The following is a 21,247-nucleotide window of genomic DNA, read 5'->3' as shown; positions in this document are numbered from 1 at the left end:
TAAATGAACGATAAACAATGGTTATCTATCTGCACTAATAAGGTAGATAATCATTGTTTTTTCACGAAAAAATTTACAGAGTAAAAGAACTTAAATTTCATATTAAGTCTTTAGAACTCGACACTTAAAAATGCTATAATCATATGTATGTTAAAAAAGGAGTTTCGGAAAATGTATGACATTAAAAAATGGCGCCATATTTTTAAATTAGACCCAGCTAAACATATTTCAGATGATGATTTAGATGCGATTTGTATGTCTCAAACAGATGCAATTATGATTGGTGGAACTGATGACGTTACTGAAGATAATGTCATTCATTTAATGAGCAGAGTAAGAAGATACCCATTGCCTTTAGTACTTGAAATATCAAACATCGAAAGTGTAATGCCTGGTTTTGATTTTTATTTTGTACCTACAGTACTGAACAGTACAGATGTTGTATTTCACAATGGTACATTATTAGAAGCGCTTAAAACATATGGACATAGTATAGATTTTGAGGAAGTAATATTTGAAGGGTATGTCGTGTGCAATGCTGATAGCAAAGTGGCAAAACATACCAAAGCAAATACAGATTTAACAACAGAAGATTTAGAAGCATATGCCCAAATGGTCAATCATATGTATCGATTACCGGTTATGTATATAGAGTATAGTGGTATTTATGGCGACGTATCAAAGGTTCAAGCTGTCTCAGAACATCTAACAGAAACGCAACTTTTTTATGGTGGCGGTATTTCCTCAGAACAACAAGCGACAGAGATGGCAGCTATTGCAGATACAATTATCGTCGGTGATATTATTTATAAAGATATTAAAAAAGCTTTAAAAACAGTAAAAATAAAGGAGTCTAGTAAATGAATGCGTTATTAAATCATATGAATACAGAGCAAAGTGAAGCTGTAAAGACAACAGAAGGACCATTGTTAATTATGGCAGGTGCTGGTTCAGGGAAGACACGTGTTTTAACACATAGAATTGCTTATTTATTAGACGAAAAAGATGTCTCACCATACAATGTTTTGGCTATTACTTTTACAAATAAAGCTGCAAGAGAAATGAAAGAACGTGTTCAAAAATTAGTAGGTGATCAAGCAGAAGTTATTTGGATGTCAACATTCCACTCAATGTGTGTTCGTATTTTACGTCGTGATGCAGATCGAATTGGTATAGAACGCAATTTTACGATAATCGATCCTACAGACCAAAAATCTGTTATTAAAGACGTCTTAAAAAATGAAAATATTGATAGTAAAAAGTTTGAACCTCGTATGTTTATCGGTGCGATCAGTAATTTGAAAAATGAACTTAAAACACCTGCAGATGCTCAAAAAGAAGCCACAGATTATCACTCGCAAATGGTAGCAACGGTTTATAGTGGATATCAACGCCAATTGTCACGTAATGAAGCGTTAGATTTTGATGACCTTATTATGACAACGATTAACTTATTTGAGCGTGTACCAGAAGTTCTAGAATATTATCAGAACAAATTCCAATATATTCATGTAGATGAGTATCAAGATACTAATAAAGCACAATACACATTAGTTAAATTATTAGCAAGTAAGTTTAAAAACTTATGTGTTGTAGGTGACTCAGATCAGTCAATTTATGGTTGGCGTGGTGCTGATATTCAAAATATCTTATCATTTGAAAAAGACTATCCAGAAGCGAATACAATCTTTTTAGAGCAAAATTATCGTTCGACGAAAACGATTTTAAATGCGGCTAACGAAGTGATTAAAAATAATTCTGAACGTAAGCCAAAAGGACTGTGGACTGCAAATACGAATGGTGAGAAAATTCATTACTATGAAGCAATGACGGAACGTGATGAAGCGGAATTTGTAATACGAGAAATTATGAAGCATCAACGAAATGGTAAGAAATATCAAGATATGGCAATTTTATATAGAACGAATGCACAATCACGTGTACTTGAGGAAACATTCATGAAATCTAATATGCCATACACAATGGTTGGTGGCCAAAAGTTCTATGACCGTAAAGAAATCAAAGATTTATTAAGTTATTTGCGTATAATTGCCAATAGTAATGATGACATTAGTTTGCAACGTATTATTAATGTTCCAAAAAGAGGTGTAGGTCCTTCATCTGTTGAAAAAGTTCAAAACTATGCACTTCAAAACAATATCAGTATGTTTGATGCACTTGGAGAAGCTGATTTTATCGGATTGTCAAAAAAGGTGACACAAGAGTGTCTTAATTTTTACGAGTTAATCCAAAGCTTGATAAAAGAACAAGAATTTTTAGAAATTCATGAAATAGTTGATGAAGTATTACAAAAGTCTGGCTATCGAGAAATGCTTGAACGTGAAAATACATTAGAATCTCGAAGTAGATTAGAAAACATCGATGAATTTATGTCAGTACCAAAAGACTATGAGGAAAATACCCCATTAGAAGAACAGTCATTAATTAACTTTTTAACGGATTTATCGTTAGTAGCTGATATTGATGAGGCAGATACTGAAAATGGCGTAACACTAATGACGATGCACTCGGCTAAGGGTCTTGAATTTCCAATCGTCTTTATAATGGGGATGGAAGAATCTTTATTCCCACATATTAGAGCGATTAAGAGTGAAGATGATCATGAAATGCAAGAAGAACGTCGAATTTGTTATGTAGCAATCACAAGGGCTGAAGAGGTGTTATATATCACTCATGCGACATCAAGAATGTTATTTGGTCGCCCTCAGTCAAATATGCCATCTAGATTTTTAAAGGAAATTCCAGAATCACTATTAGAAAATCATTCAAGTGGCAAACGACAAACTATACAACCTAAGGCAAAACCTTTTGCTAAACGTGGATTTAGTCAACGAACAACGTCAACGAAAAAACAAGTATCGTCATCTGATTGGAATGTAGGTGACAAAGTGATGCATAAAGCTTGGGGAGAAGGTATGGTGAGTAATGTAAACGAGAAAAATGGCTCAATCGAACTAGATATTATCTTTAAATCACAAGGGCCAAAACGTTTGTTAGCGCAATTTGCACCAATTGAAAAAAAGGAGGATTAAGGGATGGCTGATTTATCGTCTCGTGTGAACGAGTTACATGATTTATTAAATCAATACAGTTATGAATACTATGTAGAGGATAATCCATCTGTACCAGATAGTGAATATGACAAATTACTTCATGAACTGATTAAAATAGAAGAGGAGCATCCTGAGTATAAGACTGTAGATTCTCCAACAGTTAGAGTTGGCGGTGAAGCCCAAGCCTCTTTCAATAAAGTCAACCATGACACGCCAATGTTAAGTTTAGGGAATGCATTTAATGAGGATGATTTGAGAAAATTCGACCAACGCATACGTGAACAAATTGGCAACTTTGAATATATGTGCGAATTAAAAATTGATGGCTTAGCAGTATCATTGAAATATGTTGATGGATACTTCGTTCAAGGTTTAACACGTGGTGATGGAACAACAGGTGAAGATATTACCGAAAATTTAAAAACGATTCATGCGATACCTTTGAAAATGAAAGAACCATTAAATGTAGAAGTTCGTGGTGAAGCATATATGCCGAGACGTTCATTTTTACGATTAAATGAAGAAAAAGAAAAAAATGATGAGCAGTTATTTGCAAATCCAAGAAACGCTGCTGCGGGATCATTAAGACAGTTAGATTCTAAATTAACGGCAAAACGAAAGCTAAGCGTATTTATATATAGTGTCAATGATTTCACTGATTTCAATGCGCGTTCGCAAAGTGAAGCATTAGATGAGTTAGATAAATTAGGTTTTACAACGAATAAAAATAGAGCGCGTGTAAATAATATCGATGGTGTTTTAGAGTATATTGAAAAATGGACAAGCCAAAGAGAGTCATTACCTTATGATATTGATGGGATTGTTATTAAGGTTAATGATTTAGATCAACAGGATGAGATGGGATTCACACAAAAATCTCCTAGATGGGCCATTGCTTATAAATTTCCAGCTGAGGAAGTAGTAACTAAATTATTAGATATTGAATTAAGTATTGGACGAACAGGTGTAGTCACACCTACTGCTATTTTAGAACCAGTAAAAGTAGCTGGTACAACTGTATCAAGAGCATCTTTGCACAATGAGGATTTAATTCATGACAGAGATATTCGAATTGGTGATAGTGTTGTAGTGAAAAAAGCAGGTGACATCATACCTGAAGTTGTACGTAGTATTCCAGAACGTAGACCTGAGGATGCTGTCACATATCATATGCCAACCCATTGTCCAAGTTGTGGACATGAATTAGTACGTATTGAAGGCGAAGTAGCACTTCGTTGCATTAATCCAAAATGCCAAGCACAACTTGTTGAAGGATTAATTCACTTTGTATCAAGACAAGCCATGAATATTGATGGTTTAGGCACTAAAATTATTCAACAGCTTTATCAAAGCGAATTAATTAAAGATGTTGCTGATATTTTCTATTTAACAGAAGAAGATTTATTACCTTTAGATAGAATGGGGCAAAAAAAAGTTGATAATTTATTAGCTGCCATTCAACAAGCTAAGGACAACTCTTTAGAAAATTTATTATTTGGTCTAGGTATTAGGCATTTAGGTGTTAAAGCGAGCCAAGTGTTAGCAGAAAAATATGAAACGATAGATCGATTACTAACGGTAACTGAAGCGGAATTAGTAGAAATTCATGATATAGGTGATAAAGTAGCACAATCTGTAGTTACTTATTTAGAAAATGAAGATATTCGTGCTTTAATTCAAAAATTAAAAGATAAACATGTTAATATGATTTATAAAGGTATCAAAACATCAGATATTGAAGGACATCCTGAATTTAGTGGTAAAACGATAGTACTGACTGGTAAGCTACATCAAATGACACGCAATGAAGCATCTAAATGGCTTGCATCACAAGGTGCTAAAGTTACAAGTAGCGTTACTAAAAATACAGATGTCGTTATTGCTGGTGAAGATGCAGGTTCAAAATTAACAAAAGCACAAAGTTTAGGTATTGAAATTTGGACAGAGCAACAATTTGTAGATAAGCAAAATGAATTAAATAGTTAGAGGGGTATGTCGATGAAGCGTACATTAGTATTATTGATTACAGCTATCTTTATACTCGCTGCTTGTGGTAACCATAAGGATGACCAGGCTGGAAAAGATAATCAAAAACATAACAATAGTTCAAATCAAGTAAAAGAAATTGCTACGGATAAAAATGTACAAGGTGATAACTATCGTACATTGTTACCATTTAAAGAAAGCCAGGCAAGAGGACTTTTACAAGATAACATGGCAAATAGTTATAATGGCGGCGACTTTGAAGATGGTTTATTGAACTTAAGTAAAGAAGTATTTCCAACAGATAAATATTTGTATCAAGATGGTCAATTTTTGGACAAGAAAACAATTAATGCCTATTTAAATCCTAAGTATACAAAACGTGAAATCGATAAGATGTCTGAAAAAGATAAAAAAGACAAGAAAGCGAATGAAAATTTAGGACTTAATCCATCACACGAAGGTGAAACAGATCCTGAAAAGATTGCAGAAAAATCACCAGCCTATTTATCTAACATTTTAGAGCAAGATTTTTATGGTGGTGGAGATACAAAAGGTAAGAATATTAAAGGTATGACGATTGGTTTAGCTATGAATAGTGTTTATTACTATAAAAAAGAAAAAGATGGACCGACTTTTAGTAAAAAACTAGATGATAGCGAAGTTAAAAAGCAAGGTAAACAAATGGCTAGTGAGATATTATCAAGGTTACGTGAAAATGATGATTTAAAAGATATACCAATTCATTTTGCAATTTATAAGCAATCAAGTGAAGATTCAATCACACCAGGTGAGTTTATCACTCAAGCGACTGCAGAAAAGAGTCAAACAAAGCTTAATGAATGGCATAATATCAATGAAAAATCAGCTTTATTACCTTCTTCAACAGCAGCAGATTATGATGAAAATTTAAATAATAATTTCAAGCAATTTAATGATAATTTGCAATCATATTTTTCTAATTTCACACAAGCAGTAGGGAAAGTTAAATTTGTTGATAAAAAGCCACAACGATTAGTAGTAGATTTACCAATCGATTACTATGGACAAGCTGAAACAATTGGTATTACACAGTACGTTACTGAACAAGCGAATAAATATTTCGATAAAATCGATAACTATGAAATTCGTATTAAAGATGGTAACCAACCACGTGCTTTAATTAGTAAGACAAAAGATGACAAAGAACCGCAAGTTCATATTTACAGTAATTAATTGTAAATTAAAGATAATAAAAAGGTACCAATGTTAGCCATAATTTTGATTAACATTAGTACCTTTTTAATTTGTTAAGACTTATGAATTATTTTTCTCTAACGATGTCACGAACTTTGTTTAAGTCAGTTTCAACAAATGCACCAGGTTTTTTAGTAAGTTTACTTACAACATATGTAACGATTACACTTACAATAAATCCAGGAATAATTTCATATAAGCCGAATATTTCGTTGATATGTGCCAATGGTTTAATCCACGCAATCCAAACGATAACGACTAAGGCACCTGAAACCATTCCACTTACAGCACCGGCACGTGTCAAACCTTTCCAGTAAAGTGCAAATAGCACAAGTGGACTGAACGATGCACCAAATCCGGCCCAAGCGTTACCTACTAAGTTTAGAATTGTGTCGTTTGGATTCCATGCAATCGCGATGGCAACAATTGCTACAACTAATACAGATAATCTTCCAATCATAACAAATTCTTTTTGGTGCGTTTTAGCTTTTTCTTCACCACGAATTAATTTATAAAAGTCTTCCGTTAGTGAACTAGATGTTACAAGTAATTGTGAAGAAATCGTGCTCATAATTGCAGCTAGAATCGCAGCAAGTAAGAAACCACCTACAAGAGGATGGAAGAGCACTTGACTCATCACGATGAATAATGTCTCAGGATCTTCTAGTTTAATATGATAAGCAGGTACGAATGCAATACCTGTTAAACCAACAGCCACAGCGCCTAATAAACCAACAGCCATCCAGCTAATACCTAAACGTCTAGCTTTAGGTAGCATCTTGTGTGATTTAATAGACATAAACCTTACAATGATATGAGGTTGACCGAAATAACCTAATCCCCATGAAAATAGAGAGATAATTCCTATAAATGATAACCCTTTAAATAAATTTAAATTTGTAGGTTTCATAGCTGCTACATCATGAAACGTTCCCCAGCCGTTTAAATTCATCATAGCAACAATAGGGACCATAACCATCGCAATTAACATAATGACACCTTGGAAGAAATCTGTAATTGATACAGCTAAATATCCACCAAAGAAAGTATAGAAAATGACAATGAAAGCAACTAATATTAAACCGAAATGATAATCTAATCCAAAAGCACTTTCAAATAGTTTACCACCAGATACGAAACCAGAATGTGTATATAATGTAAAGAATACTACGATAATCAATCCAGAAATAATCTTTAACACATTATTTTTATCGTTTAAACGATTTTTAAAGAAATCTGGTAATGTAATTGCATCTCCAGCTAATTCGGTATAAACACGAAGTCTAGGAGCAACAACAAAGTAATTTATATAAGCACCTAATGTTAAACCGATTGTAATCCACATAGCTGATAGACCAGTGCTATAGACAGAACCAGGTAGCCCCATAATCATCCATCCACTCATATCTGAAGCTCCAGCTGATAATGCAGTAATATACGGTCCAATACTACGTCCACCTAACATGTACTCGCTTAGGTTACCAGTTGCTTGCTTGTAACCGTAAAAGCCAATAACGATTAGTATCAAGAAGTAGACGGCAATCATAATATAAGTTTGCCAATTGGCATCTACTTGTTGACTTAATGCTGTCCCCATTGTAAGCATGATAAACACTCCCTTTATTTAATTTATAATTTAGTTACTTGAAAACATTATACATAAAGATAAATGTTTAGAAAAGTAGGAAAATTAAATTTATTCTTTTTGAAATACTTGCATACCAATATAGAAAGCGCTTTCGTATTTTTTGGATATGAGCAAATTTTTATAATTAAAATTGCATAATCATAATATTGAATTGGGTTGTCTAATATTAAAAGAGTGTTGTTTTCATAAAAAATGATTTGATAAACGAATGATAATGTTTATACAGTTTATATGAAATTAAAGTAGCACCTCATAAATACTTAGATTTTTAATTGGAAATTTGATACAATTTAGTGATGAATGACTTAAAGGAGGCTTTTATTAATGACAAAAGTAACACGTGAAGAAGTTGAGCATATCGCGAATCTTGCAAGACTTCAAATTTCTCCTGAAGAAACGGAAGAAATGGCCAACACATTAGAAAGCATTTTAGATTTTGCAAAACAAAATGATAGCGCTGATACAGAAGGCGTTGAACCTACATATCACGTTTTAGATTTACAAAACGTTTTACGTGAAGATAAAGCAATTAAAGGTATTCCGCAAGAATTAGCTTTGAAAAATGCCAAAGAAACAGAAGATGGACAATTTAAAGTGCCTACAATCATGAATGAGGAGGACGCGTAAGATGAGCATTCGCTACGAATCGGTTGAGAATTTATTAACTTTAATAAAAGACAAAAAAATCAAACCATCTGATGTTGTTAAAGATATATATGATGCAATTGAAGAGACTGATCCAACAATTAAGTCTTTTCTAGCGCTGGATAAAGAAAATGCAATCAAAAAAGCGCAAGAATTGGATGAATTACAAGCAAAAGATCAAATGGATGGCAAATTATTTGGTATTCCAATGGGTATAAAAGATAACATTATTACAAACGGATTAGAAACAACATGTGCAAGTAAAATGTTAGAAGGTTTTGTGCCAATTTACGAATCTACTGTAATGGAAAAACTACATAAAGAGAATGCCGTTTTAATCGGTAAATTAAATATGGATGAGTTTGCAATGGGTGGTTCAACAGAAACATCTTATTTCAAAAAAACAGTTAACCCATTTGACCATAAAGCAGTACCAGGTGGTTCATCAGGTGGATCTGCAGCAGCAGTTGCAGCTGGCTTAGTACCATTTAGCTTAGGTTCAGACACAGGTGGTTCAATTAGACAACCGGCTGCATATTGTGGCGTTGTCGGTATGAAACCAACATACGGTCGTGTATCTCGATTTGGATTAGTTGCTTTTGCATCTTCATTAGACCAAATTGGTCCATTGACTCGAAATGTAAAAGATAATGCAATCGTATTAGAAGCTATTTCTGGTGCAGATGTTAATGACTCTACAAGTGCACCAGTTGATGATGTAGACTTTACATCTGAAATTGGTAAAGATATTAAAGGATTAAAAGTTGCATTACCTAAAGAATACTTAGGTGAAGGTGTAGCTGATGACGTAAAAGAAGCAGTTCAAAACGCTGTAGAAACTTTAAAATCTTTAGGTGCTGTCGTTGAGGAAGTATCATTGCCAAATACTAAATTTGGTATTCCATCATATTACGTGATTGCATCATCAGAAGCTTCGTCAAACCTTTCTCGTTTTGACGGAATTCGTTATGGTTATCATTCTAAAGAAGCTCATTCATTAGAAGAATTATATAAAATGTCAAGATCTGAAGGTTTCGGTAAAGAAGTAAAACGTCGTATTTTCTTAGGTACATTTGCATTAAGTTCAGGTTACTATGATGCTTACTATAAAAAATCTCAAAAAGTTAGAACATTGATTAAAAATGACTTTGATAAAGTATTCGAAAATTATGATGTAGTAGTTGGTCCAACAGCGCCTACAACTGCGTTTAATTTAGGTGAAGAAATTGATGATCCATTAACAATGTATGCCAATGATTTATTAACAACACCAGTAAACTTAGCTGGATTACCTGGTATTTCTGTTCCTTGTGGACAATCAAATGGCCGACCAATCGGTTTACAGTTCATTGGTAAACCATTCGATGAAAAAACGTTATATCGTGTCGCTTATCAATATGAAACACAATACAATTTACATGACGTTTATGAAAAATTATAAGGAGTGGAAATCATGCATTTTGAAACAGTTATAGGACTTGAAGTTCACGTAGAGTTAAAAACGGACTCAAAAATGTTTTCTCCATCACCAGCGCATTTTGGAGCAGAACCTAACTCAAATACAAATGTTATCGACTTAGCATATCCAGGTGTCTTACCAGTTGTTAATAAGCGTGCAGTAGACTGGGCAATGCGTGCTGCAATGGCACTAAATATGGAAATCGCAACAGAATCTAAGTTTGACCGTAAGAACTATTTCTATCCAGATAATCCAAAAGCATATCAAATTTCTCAATTTGATCAACCAATTGGTGAAAATGGATATATCGATATCGAAGTCGACGGTGAAACAAAACGAATCGGTATTACTCGTCTTCACATGGAAGAAGATGCTGGTAAGTCAACACATAAAGGTGAGTATTCATTAGTTGACTTGAACCGTCAAGGTACACCGCTAATTGAAATCGTATCTGAACCAGATATTCGTTCACCTAAAGAAGCATATGCATATTTAGAAAAATTGCGTTCAATTATTCAATACACTGGTGTATCAGACGTTAAGATGGAAGAGGGATCTTTACGTTGTGATGCTAACATCTCTTTACGTCCATATGGTCAAGAAAAATTTGGTACTAAAGCCGAATTGAAAAACTTAAACTCATTTAACTATGTACGTAAAGGTTTAGAATATGAAGAAAAACGCCAAGAAGAAGAATTGTTAAATGGTGGAGAAATCGGACAAGAAACACGTCGATTTGATGAATCTACAGGTAAAACAATTTTAATGCGTGTTAAAGAAGGTTCTGATGATTACCGTTACTTCCCAGAGCCTGACATTGTACCTTTATATATTGATGATGCTTGGAAAGAGCGTGTTCGTCAGACAATTCCTGAATTACCAGATGAACGTAAAGCTAAGTATGTAAATGAATTAGGTTTACCTGCATACGATGCACACGTATTAACATTGACTAAAGAAATGTCAGATTTCTTTGAATCAACAATTGAACACGGTGCAGATGTTAAATTAACATCTAACTGGTTAATGGGTGGCGTAAACGAATATTTAAATAAAAATCAAGTAGAATTATTAGATACTAAATTAACACCAGAAAATTTAGCAGGTATGATTAAACTTATCGAAGACGGAACAATGAGCAGTAAAATTGCGAAGAAAGTCTTCCCAGAGTTAGCAGCTAAAGGTGGTAATGCTAAACAGATTATGGAAGATAATGGCTTAGTTCAAATTTCTGATGAAGCAACACTTCTAAAATTTGTAAATGAAGCATTAGACAATAACGAACAATCAGTTGAAGATTACAAAAATGGTAAAGGCAAAGCTATGGGCTTCTTAGTTGGTCAAATTATGAAAGCGTCTAAAGGTCAAGCTAATCCACAATTAGTAAATCAACTATTAAAACAAGAATTAGATAAAAGATAATTTAAATCATCAAACTATGAAGATTTAAAAAATAAACCCTTGATTGCTGACTTAGATGCAATCGAGGGTTTATTTATATCAATAGAAGCCATATTACTTTTAACTTAATTCATTGTACATGTTAATGGTAAAAATATTAATTTTATTAATGCGTTAGCTTTAATTATATTAAGGCAAACTGTATAATAAAAAGGTATAAAACATTTTTGTATAAAGACAACATTATATTTACAACATCATTTTAAAGGTAAAATAGCATAACTGACGAAGTCTATATAATGAAGAACGGCAAAAAATGCTGAATAAATAACAAGCTTTGTACATATTGAGATAGTATTTGTTTAAGATACAAGTTGGTCTTTAACGATATTAAGAATGATGAAATAAGACTGAGCCTGGGTCATAAATTCAATGTCCTAGGCACTACAATGTTATATTGGCAGTAGTTGACTGAAAGAAAATACGCTTGTAACAAGCTTTTTTCAATTCTAGTGGGGCCCCAACATAGAAGCTGACTTTCTGTCAGCTTACAATAATGTGCAAGTTGGGGTGGGGCCCCAAACAAAGAGAATTTCGAAAGGAAATTCTACAGACAATGCAAGTTGGGGTAGAACGAAATAAATTTTGTTAAATATTATTTCTGTCCCACTCCCTATTAGACGAAACAAAGATGAAGTTAAAATATATGAATTTTAAGTAGAGGGATAAGATATGAGGAAACGTGCTAGAATCATTTATAACCCGACATCAGGTAAAGAGCTATTTAAAAGAGAATTACCTGATGCCTTAATAAAATTAGAAAAAGCGGGATATGAAACGAGTGCATATGCAACCGAGAAAATAGGTGATGCCACACTTGAAGCAGAAAGAGCTATGCATGAAAATTATGATGTATTAATCGCTGCAGGTGGTGATGGAACATTAAATGAAGTAGTTAATGGTATCGCAGAAAAGCCTAATCGTCCTAAGCTAGGTGTCATTCCTATGGGTACTGTTAATGACTTTGGACGTGCATTGCATATACCTAATGACATCATGGGGGCACTTGATGTCATCATTGAAGGTCATTCTACTAAAGTAGATATTGGTAAAATGAATAATCGATACTTTATTAATTTAGCTGCAGGCGGACAATTGACGCAAGTCTCTTATGAAACACCGAGTAAATTGAAATCTATTGTTGGTCCATTTGCTTATTACATCAAAGGTTTCGAAATGTTACCTCAAATGAAAGCTGTAGATTTAAGAATTGAATATGATGGTAATGTTTTCCAAGGAGAAGCATTATTATTCTTTTTAGGTTTAACAAATTCAATGGCAGGATTTGAAAAATTAGTGCCGGACGCTAAGTTAGATGACGGCTATTTTACGTTAATTATAGTTGAAAAATCAAACCTTGCAGAACTTGGTCATATCATGACTTTAGCTTCAAGAGGAGAACATACTAAGCATCCTAAAGTTATTTATGAAAAAGCAAAGGCAATTAATATTTCATCATTCACAGACTTACAACTAAATGTAGATGGAGAATATGGTGGTAAATTACCAGCGAATTTCTTAAATCTAGAACGTCATATAGATGTCTTTGCACCTAATGATATTGTAAATGAAGAGTTAATAAATAATGATCATGTTGATGACAATTTAATCGAAGAATAAACAGAAATAGTGAAATATATAATGGCAGGTTAGGAAGCGCATAATTTTGTTCCTAACCTGTTCATTTTGGAGGTAAAATTTTGCAAGCAATAGCTAAAAATGACATAAAAACGGGAACAGTTGTTGATTTAACGCATGAAGGCCATGGTGTCGTAAAAATAGATCGCTTTCCTATTTTCATACCACAAGCTTTAATTAATGAACAAATTGAATATAAAATTATCAAAGTAAAAAAGAACTTTGCGATAGGTAAGTTGCTTAATATAAATACGAGAAGTGAGAATCGTGTTGCACCGCCATGTATATATTATGAACGTTGTGGTGGGTGCCAACTTCAACACTTATCTTACGAAGCGCAACTTGAAATGAAAAAGGAACAAGTGATTAATTTGTTTCAGCGAAAAGCGCATTTTGATAATTCTAAGATTAACGATACAGTTGGCATGACAGATCCTTGGAGATATCGAAACAAGTCCCAGATTCCAGTTGGTAAGAATGAACAGAATGAAGTTATTATGGGCTTTTATCGTCAAAGAAGCCATGACATTATTGACATGGAAAGTTGTTTAATACAAGATTCACAACATCAAGAAGTGATGAATGAAGTTAAATCTATTTTAAAAGATTTAAATGTAAGTATTTATCAAGAACAATTGAAAAAAGGTTTAATGAGACATTTGGTTGTAAGAACAGGATATCATACAGACGAAATGATGATTATTTTTGTAACTAATGGTAAAAAGTGGTCACAAAAAAATGCTGTTGTTGAGAAGATATTAGATGCATTTCCTAATGTGACAAGCATTAAACAAAACATTAATGATAGCCATTCTAATGTTATTATGGGACGTCAATCTATAACGCTATATGGTAAAGATACAATTATTGATCAATTAACAGATAGTACATTTAAAATAAGTGATCAGTCATTCTACCAAATTAATTCTGAACAAACAGAGAAATTATATAATAAAGCAATTGAGTATGCGCAATTGACAGGTAATGAAGTTGTATTAGATACCTATTGTGGTATTGGAACAATAGGGCTATATATGGCACCACATGCAAAACATGTATACGGTGTTGAAGTAGTACCTTCTGCAATTGAAGACGCACAACAAAATGCGACTATAAACCAATGCAATAATACAACTTTTGTCTGTGGGAAAGCTGAAGAAGTTATTTTACAATGGAAAGCACAAGGGATTAAACCAGATGTTGTAATGGTTGATCCGCCAAGAAAGGGCTGTGACGAAACGTTTATTCAGACTTTGCTTACATTAGAACCTAAGCGTATTGTCTATATTTCATGTAATCCCGCAACACAGCAACGTGATGCATTATTATTAGCTGAAAAATATCAACTTGAAGAGGTAACACCGGTAGATATGTTTCCACAAACAACACATGTTGAGACAGTGGCATTATTCAATTTGAAATAGCGCACATGATTTGAGATAAAATTTCGCCTTAATAAGTGAAGAAAGAAGTCGTATATTAAAATTTTATTACAGCCAATTTACTTTCTTGATATGAACTTTTTAAATTAAATGTGACATTGTATACTATATTTAAAGAAGAATAAGAATGTCATGATCGGGAGGGTTGGTAATGCATAAAATTGATTTAACGACAAATAATTTTCAAATGCGAAGGTTTATTATCTTGCAACTTGTTATTGCGTTATTCGTGATTTTATTTACGTATAAGTGGGCGTTAGGTGTCACAGCGGTTGTCGATCAAAATATCATCATCAATCTTGTATATGGGTTTGCTGGATTCATTATTTTATTGATTTTACATGAACTTATCCATAGAGCATTATTTCTTTTATTTAAAAAAGATAGCAAACCTATGTTTAATATAAAAAAAGACAGAATCTTATTCCAAACAGCAGATGCTTGCTTCAACAAATGGCAATTCTCAATTATTATGCTGTCACCACTAATCTTATTAAGTACTGGCTTGCTTATTTTAATTAAGGTATTTGGTTATTCATCACTTATTTTTATGTTTAGTATGCATACCGCTTATTGCTTTATAGATATTCTGCTTGTTGCATTAACAATATCTAGTAGTTTTAAATATGTTCAACAAGATGAAGATAGTATTTATTTGTATCATCAAAAGCCGACTCAATAATAAATTTTAATATGATAATACCAACAAAATGAATTTGCTTGAATTATTTCAGATTACCTATGTTTTCTTACTCAATCGTCTTCATCATCATGCTTAAATAGCAATTGATTTTATAACAACTTGTAGTTATCTCAATATAGTTATCGCTAAGTGCAAGATTTATGTAAAAAAATCGTACACAGCGTATAATTATGTTGAGATATTTTTGTGCGTTATAAAAGTAAAAATTAGTAGGGAGGTGAGCACTTGACTGAGAGACGAATTATTCATATAGATATGGACTATTTTTTTGCACAAGTCGAAATGAGAGATAACCCCAAATTGAAAGGGAAACCAGTCATTGTTGGTGGTAAAGCAAGCAGTAGGGGTGTTGTCTCTACGGCATCCTATGAAGCACGAAAATACGGCGTCCATTCAGCAATGCCTATGTCACAAGCGCATAAATTATGTCCAAATGGATACTTTGTCACAAGTAATTTTGGTGCTTACCGAGAAACATCTGCGCAGATTATGTCTATTTTCCGAAGTTATACAGATAAGGTAGAACCGATGTCATTGGATGAAGCGTATTTAGATATTACAGAATTAGTGAGACCAGACCTTCCTGCTTCGAAAATTGCTCAGTATATTAGAAAAGATATTCTAGAGCAGACACATTTAACAGCATCTGCAGGTGTTTCTTATAACAAATTTTTAGCTAAATTAGCGAGTGGTATGAATAAACCTGATGGTATGACTGTGATTGATTATCAAAATGTCCATGATATTTTGATGACATTGGATATTGGAGATTTTCCAGGCGTAGGTAAAGCTTCCAAAAAAGTAATGCATGATAATGGTATTTTTAACGGTAGAGATTTATATGAGAAAACGGAATTTGAATTAATACGTTTGTTTGGAAAAAGAGGTCGGGGTTTATATAACAAGGCACGCGGTATTGACCATAGTGAAGTGAAATCATCAAGAGTAAGAAAATCAGTAGGGACTGAACGCACATTTGCAACAGACGTGAATGATGATGAAGAGATTTTAAGAAAAGTATGGGAATTGTCAGGTAAAACAGCTGAACGTCTAAATAAATTACAGAAGTCAGCTAAAACTGTAACGGTTAAAATTAAAACTTATCAATTTGAAACGCTATCTAAACAGATGAGTTTAAGAGATTCGGTTAGTTCTGAAGAAGATATTTATAATATTGCATATTTACTTTATAACGATTTAAAAGACCCTGATGTACCAATTCGACTTATTGGTGTCACTGTAGGTAATTTAGAACAATCAACTTATAAAAATATGACGATATATGACTTTATATAAAATAAAGCTCCCTGCAAAGTTTACATTTTTACAATGCTTACTTTGAAGGGAGTATTTTATTTAGTCCTAGCCTTTATCTTTTAGATTTTTACCATAAATATTAGTTACATATGTTAAATTTTCATAATTTTTCAGTAGCCTAAAAGTAATCATTGCGCATGCTTTGGCATCATTCAATGCATCATGATGACCATGAAAATCTAATTGATAAAACTCCATCATATGTTTTAAACCGTATCGATACGAATCAACGGTTCTTTTAGCAAGTTGATAACTACAAAAGTAAGTTAAATTTGGAGTTGGTAAACCAATATTTTGAATGCTTTGATGTAAGACGTTCATATCAAATGCCGCGTTATGTGCGACAACAGGTAAATCTGCAATAAATTGCATCATATATGGAAATACGTAGTCAAACGTAGGTGCATTTTCAACATCTTCTGGTTGTATGCCATGAACTTTAATATTTTGTTGTGAAAAATAGTCTTGCGGATTCACAAGAGTATGAAATGTTTCTGTTATTTGACTATCAATGACTTTAACCATTCCGACAGAACAAATACTTGTACGTTTACCATTTGCTGTTTCAAAATCAAGTGCAACAAACGCATCTTGTATCATGTAGTCAATCCTTTCAATTAATTAAATGTATATATTAATAGACTTTTAGTCATTTGCTTACAAACGATACATAATATTATACGTGAAGGTATAACGTGAAATCTATCATTTGGATGTAACTCTGATTAAAAAGTAAATGATGATATGCTTTAAAATCGGTCAAATTAATTCAACATCAAATTTAGAGTTATTAACATTAGTAGTTTAAAAAATAAATGACTAAAAATACAATAATTAGCCTTGAAAATGAAAAAACGCAGATCAATGATTCAGAAAATGAATCTAGTGATCTCCGTAAAGCAAAATAATATAGACATTGGGTTATTGTAAGTGACCCAAATGCCTATCATGTCGTATGATATTTATCTGTCTATTGTAGTGATGTTTAATTATTCTTCGTCGAATGTACGAGCGCCAAGTTCTTTTTCGTAAAGATATAATGCATTGCTGTCATCGCCGATACGAGTTAAATAATTGATGTGAGTTTCAAACATTGATTCTTCTTCGACTTGTTCATCTAAGAACCAGTTTAAGAATGAGATAGTTGCATAATCTTTATCTTGACGAGCGATTTCAGATAAGTTATAGAAACGTCTTGTTACTTCTTGTTCTTGAGATAAGCTGTCTTTGAAAGTTTCTAGTATGCTTGAAAAGTCAATTTTTGGTGCTGAAACTGCTCTGAATTCTGCATGTGCACCTCTGTCGTTAATATAGTTATAAATCTTTTGTCCATGGAAACGTTCTTCTTTAGCTTGTTGAATGAAGAAGTTTGCAAATCCTTCGTACGATTCTTTATCACAGTATGCTGCCATTGCCATATATGCGTGTGCTGCAAAGTACTCATGGTTCATTTGATCATTTAATGCTTCTAATAAATTTTTACTTAACATTTTGATACACCTCTTATTTGTAAATTAAAATTACTATGAATTAAACTTAGTATAACAAACTCATTCTCAATTGTAAATAATAATAATTATAATTTAATGCCTTATTTTAGCGCTCTAATTGAGAAAATGTATCATTTAGCGATATTTAATTGAGAATAAATATCATTTTTAATTATCTAAATGAGAATGATTGTAATTTAGAAACACTGTATCAATTTGTGATTGAGAAACTTTTTTGAAGTTGCCTTGTCATGTTATAATGATGCGAGTGGAAATTTGAGGAGGAAACACATGAGACAGTGGACGGCAATCCATCTAGCGAAATTGGCGCGTAAAGCAAGTAGAGCAGTAGGTAAAAGAGGAACAGATTTACCTGGACAAATCGCTAGAAAAGTGGATACAGATATATTAAGAAAATTAGCAGAGCAAGTTGATGATATTGTATTTATCAGTGGAACAAATGGTAAAACAACGACTTCAAACTTAATTGGACATACTTTAAAAGCAAATAATATTCAAATTATACACAATAATGAAGGTGCTAATATGGCTGCAGGTATAACTTCTGCATTCATCATGCAATCAACACCTAAGACTAAAATTGCGGTAATCGAAATTGATGAAGGTTCGATTCCACGTGTGTTAAAAGAAGTTACACCTTCAATGATGGTATTTACTAATTTCTTTAGAGATCAAATGGATCGCTTCGGTGAAATTGATATTATGGTTAATAACATTGCAGAGACAATTAGTAATAAAGGCATCAAATTATTGCTAAATGCTGATGATCCATTTGTGAGTCGTTTGAAAATCGCAAGTGATACGATTGTGTACTATGGCATGAAAGCACATGCCCATGAATTTGAACAAAGTACGATGAATGAAAGTAGATATTGTCCAAACTGTGGTCGCTTATTGCAATACGATTATATTCATTATAATCAAATTGGTCATTATCACTGTCAGTGTGGTTTCAAACGAGAGCAAGCAAAATATGAAATATCAAGTTTTGATGTGGCACCGTTTTTACATTTAAATATCAATGATGAAAAATATGATATGAAAATTGCAGGTGACTTTAACGCTTATAACGCGTTAGCAGCATATTCAGTTTTAAGAGAGCTTGGGTTAAATGAACAAACAATTAAAAATGGCTTTGAAACGTATACATCAGACAATGGTCGTATGCAGTACTTTAAAAAAGAACGAAAAGAAGCGATGATCAATTTAGCTAAAAACCCTGCAGGAATGAATGCAAGTTTATCAGTTGGTGAACAATTAGAAGGCGAAAAAGTGTATGTTATTTCGCTAAATGATAACGCTGCAGATGGTCGAGATACTTCATGGATTTATGATGCAGATTTTGAAAAATTATCTAAGCAACAAATTGAAGCTATCATCGTGACAGGTACACGAGCAGAAGAACTTCAATTGCGATTGAAGTTAGCAGAGGTTGAAGTACCAATTATAGTTGAGCGTGATATTTATAAAGCAACGGCAAAGACTATGGATTATAAAGGTTTCACAGTTGCAATACCAAACTATACATCATTAGCGCCTATGCTTGAACAATTAAACCGTTCGTTTGAAGGAGGTCAATCATAATATGCATGAATTGACTATTTATCATTTTATGTCAGATAAATTGAATTTATACAGTGATATAGGAAATATTATTGCTTTAAGACAACGTGCTAAAAAACGAAATATTAAAGTTAATGTCGTAGAAATCAATGAAACAGAAGGTATTACCTTTGATGAATGTGATATTTTCTTTATCGGTGGTGGAAGTGATAGAGAACAAGCATTAGCAACAAAAGAATTAAGTAAAATTAAGACACCACTTAAAGAAGCGATTGAAGATGGTATGCCGGGATTAACAATTTGTGGAGGCTATCAATTTTTAGGAAAAAAATATATCACGCCTGATGGTACAGAATTAGAAGGGTTAGGTATTTTAGATTTTTATACTGAATCAAAGACAAACCGATTAACAGGAGATATTATTATCGAAAGTGATACTTTTGGAACTATTGTAGGTTTTGAAAATCACGGTGGTAGAACATATCATGATTTCGGTACACTTGGTCATGTCACTTTTGGTTATGGTAATAATGATGAAGATAAAAAAGAAGGCATTCATTATAAAAATTTATTAGGTACTTATTTACACGGACCAATTTTACCTAAAAATTACGAAATCACTGATTATCTGTTAGAAAAAGCTTGTGAACGTAAGGGGATTCCGTTTGAGCCTAAAGAAATAGATAATGAAGCGGAAATACAAGCGAAACAAGTATTAATAGACAGAGCAAATAGACAGAAGAAATCTCGTTAACTCTGAAAATCGCATCAATGGATTTAATATTGATAAACGATGAAGTTTAGTAATAAATCATATATGTATAAACACACACATTATTTTGGATGGAAACAACCAAATTGATGTGTGTTTTTTTTGTTCTAGTGAATAATTATTATACAATGAGTATCTATCCTAGAATTATCAATAGTAATGGTGATTATGCAACATGAAAAAATGAATGATGAAAGGAATTTGACGATGAAGCCTACTAAAGTGATATTAAAAGATGCATCTTATTTACATAGCAAAACATCGATAACATTTATTTTAAAAGATGTAGTTATCGAAGAAGATAATAAAATTTATTATTTCGACACTAGTGCAACTTTCGAAGATCAAGAAGTTAAATTTGAATTTGCACTTTTTGATAGTGACATGGACAATTTGAAACATATGGATTACGACAATCCTGTTACTGAAATATATTTTATAGAACCTGATTTACATTTTACAATTATTGATTTTAATCAAGAACTGCTTTGTATTTATATTGATTTTGATTCTGGTTTAAGGCATTCAAACATGGCAACAGAATCTGGTATTTCATTAAGGATAAATGTTGCTAAATCAGATTTTACTAAATTTATTAATGAATTAGCCTCTTTACATTAATGATTTAAATCTGATAGATAATTACAATCAAAAAAGACAGCCACATCCCTCCGTAGTTTAGGCGTGTGGCTATATTTGAGTCTGAATATTTATGCTTGTAATTTTAAAAAGGGACATGCTATATACGATAAAAAGAGGCGGGGACATAAATCAATGTTCTATGCTCTACGAAGT

Annotated in this window: 18 protein-coding genes and 2 pseudogenes; 17 read left to right on the top strand and 3 right to left on the bottom strand. The window is 32.7% G+C overall.

Annotation, left to right across the window (positions count from 1 at the left end):
• Nucleotides 1–171: 171 nt before the first annotated feature.
• Genes HMPREF3247_RS05650 through HMPREF3247_RS05635 form a run of 4 tightly spaced genes read left to right on the top strand, consistent with a single transcriptional unit; the run spans nt 172 to nt 6,272 of the window.
• On the top strand, nt 172–864 hold the full coding sequence (locus tag HMPREF3247_RS05650) for a heptaprenylglyceryl phosphate synthase (RefSeq protein ID WP_000272070.1): 693 nt from the start codon (nt 172–174) through the stop codon (nt 862–864).
• Entirely contained in the window at nt 861–3,053 is a 2,193-nt protein-coding gene (gene pcrA / locus HMPREF3247_RS05645; RefSeq protein WP_000992924.1) for a DNA helicase PcrA, read from the top strand. The genes HMPREF3247_RS05650 and pcrA overlap by 4 nt, the downstream gene beginning before the upstream one ends.
• A 3-nt stretch (nt 3,054–3,056) precedes the next feature.
• A complete protein-coding gene (gene ligA, locus HMPREF3247_RS05640) occupies nt 3,057–5,060 on the top strand; it encodes an NAD-dependent DNA ligase LigA (protein ID WP_000774559.1) in 2,004 nt (667 codons plus the stop codon).
• Nucleotides 5,061–5,072: 12 nt separating this feature from the next.
• A complete protein-coding gene (locus HMPREF3247_RS05635; RefSeq protein ID WP_000831695.1) occupies nt 5,073–6,272 on the top strand; it encodes a CamS family sex pheromone protein in 1,200 nt (399 codons plus the stop codon).
• An 88-nt stretch (nt 6,273–6,360) separates the two neighbouring features.
• On the opposite strand, the gene putP is transcribed toward HMPREF3247_RS05635, so the two are convergent.
• The gene (putP, locus tag HMPREF3247_RS05630; RefSeq protein ID WP_000957020.1) at nt 6,361–7,899 is read right to left on the bottom strand and encodes a sodium/proline symporter PutP; all 1,539 of its coding nucleotides are present in this window, start codon (nt 7,897–7,899) and stop codon (nt 6,361–6,363) included.
• A gap of 366 nt (nt 7,900–8,265) precedes the next feature.
• On the opposite strand from putP, the gene gatC reads away from it, so the two are divergent.
• The 8 genes and pseudogenes from gatC (at nt 8,266) to dinB (ending at nt 16,585) form a co-directional block, all read left to right on the top strand.
• Complete coding sequence (gatC, locus tag HMPREF3247_RS05625) at nt 8,266–8,568, top strand: Asp-tRNA(Asn)/Glu-tRNA(Gln) amidotransferase subunit GatC (protein ID WP_000170162.1); 303 nt, start codon at nt 8,266–8,268, stop codon at nt 8,566–8,568.
• Nucleotide 8,569: 1 nt separating this feature from the next.
• Complete coding sequence (gatA, locus tag HMPREF3247_RS05620; RefSeq protein WP_000027917.1) at nt 8,570–10,027, top strand: Asp-tRNA(Asn)/Glu-tRNA(Gln) amidotransferase subunit GatA; 1,458 nt, start codon at nt 8,570–8,572, stop codon at nt 10,025–10,027.
• Nucleotides 10,028–10,039: 12 nt separating this feature from the next.
• Complete coding sequence (gene gatB / locus HMPREF3247_RS05615; protein WP_000545370.1) at nt 10,040–11,467, top strand: Asp-tRNA(Asn)/Glu-tRNA(Gln) amidotransferase subunit GatB; 1,428 nt, start codon at nt 10,040–10,042, stop codon at nt 11,465–11,467.
• 39 nt (nt 11,468–11,506) lie between these two features.
• Nucleotides 11,507–11,653, top strand: a pseudogene (locus tag HMPREF3247_RS05610) (hypothetical protein).
• 525 nt (nt 11,654–12,178) lie between these two features.
• The gene (locus HMPREF3247_RS05605) at nt 12,179–13,126 is read left to right on the top strand and encodes a diacylglycerol kinase (protein ID WP_001231451.1); all 948 of its coding nucleotides are present in this window, start codon (nt 12,179–12,181) and stop codon (nt 13,124–13,126) included.
• An 80-nt stretch (nt 13,127–13,206) separates the two neighbouring features.
• A complete protein-coding gene (gene rlmD, locus HMPREF3247_RS05600; protein WP_001147870.1) occupies nt 13,207–14,568 on the top strand; it encodes a 23S rRNA (uracil(1939)-C(5))-methyltransferase RlmD in 1,362 nt (453 codons plus the stop codon).
• A 169-nt stretch (nt 14,569–14,737) separates the two neighbouring features.
• The gene (locus HMPREF3247_RS05595; RefSeq protein WP_000548781.1) at nt 14,738–15,268 is read left to right on the top strand and encodes a DUF3267 domain-containing protein; all 531 of its coding nucleotides are present in this window, start codon (nt 14,738–14,740) and stop codon (nt 15,266–15,268) included.
• A 246-nt stretch (nt 15,269–15,514) separates the two neighbouring features.
• Nucleotides 15,515–16,585 (top strand): DNA polymerase IV, encoded by a 1,071-nt coding sequence (dinB, locus tag HMPREF3247_RS05590; protein WP_000140176.1) that lies wholly within the window; start codon nt 15,515–15,517, stop codon nt 16,583–16,585.
• A 66-nt stretch (nt 16,586–16,651) separates the two neighbouring features.
• Here dinB and HMPREF3247_RS05585 read toward each other — a convergent pair whose 3' ends face one another.
• Nucleotides 16,652–17,206, bottom strand: coding sequence for a 3'-5' exonuclease (locus HMPREF3247_RS05585; RefSeq protein WP_000613738.1), 555 nt, complete (start codon nt 17,204–17,206; stop codon nt 16,652–16,654).
• Nucleotides 17,207–17,421: 215 nt separating this feature from the next.
• Between HMPREF3247_RS05585 and HMPREF3247_RS05580 the strand changes: the two genes are divergently transcribed.
• Entirely contained in the window at nt 17,422–17,514 is a 93-nt protein-coding gene (locus tag HMPREF3247_RS05580) for a hypothetical protein (RefSeq protein ID WP_001790679.1), read from the top strand.
• An 81-nt stretch (nt 17,515–17,595) separates the two neighbouring features.
• Here HMPREF3247_RS05580 and ftnA read toward each other — a convergent pair whose 3' ends face one another.
• On the bottom strand, nt 17,596–18,096 hold the full coding sequence (ftnA, locus tag HMPREF3247_RS05575; protein WP_000949467.1) for an H-type ferritin FtnA: 501 nt from the start codon (nt 18,094–18,096) through the stop codon (nt 17,596–17,598).
• A 291-nt stretch (nt 18,097–18,387) separates the two neighbouring features.
• Here ftnA and murT point away from each other — a divergent pair, with 291 nt between their 5' ends.
• The 4 genes and pseudogenes from murT to HMPREF3247_RS05555 all read left to right on the top strand — a co-directional run bounded on the left by murT (nt 18,388) and on the right by HMPREF3247_RS05555 (nt 21,073).
• Nucleotides 18,388–19,701 (top strand): lipid II isoglutaminyl synthase subunit MurT, encoded by a 1,314-nt coding sequence (murT, locus tag HMPREF3247_RS05570; protein ID WP_001250329.1) that lies wholly within the window; start codon nt 18,388–18,390, stop codon nt 19,699–19,701.
• A 1-nt stretch (nt 19,702) separates the two neighbouring features.
• Nucleotides 19,703–20,434: a lipid II isoglutaminyl synthase subunit GatD gene (locus tag HMPREF3247_RS05565; protein WP_000544966.1), complete on the top strand. Its 732-nt coding sequence runs from the start codon at nt 19,703–19,705 to the stop codon at nt 20,432–20,434.
• 85 nt (nt 20,435–20,519) lie between these two features.
• Nucleotides 20,520–20,631 (top strand): annotated as a pseudogene (locus HMPREF3247_RS05560) (hypothetical protein).
• A gap of 28 nt (nt 20,632–20,659) precedes the next feature.
• Entirely contained in the window at nt 20,660–21,073 is a 414-nt protein-coding gene (locus HMPREF3247_RS05555; protein ID WP_001566709.1) for a hypothetical protein, read from the top strand.
• Nucleotides 21,074–21,247: the final 174 nt, after the last annotated feature.

This window comes from Staphylococcus sp. HMSC36A10, assembly GCF_001838845.1.
GTDB classification, from domain to species: domain Bacteria; phylum Bacillota; class Bacilli; order Staphylococcales; family Staphylococcaceae; genus Staphylococcus; species Staphylococcus aureus.
Note: the sequence above shows the minus strand (reverse complement) of the source record. Positions and strands in the feature narration are given on the sequence as shown.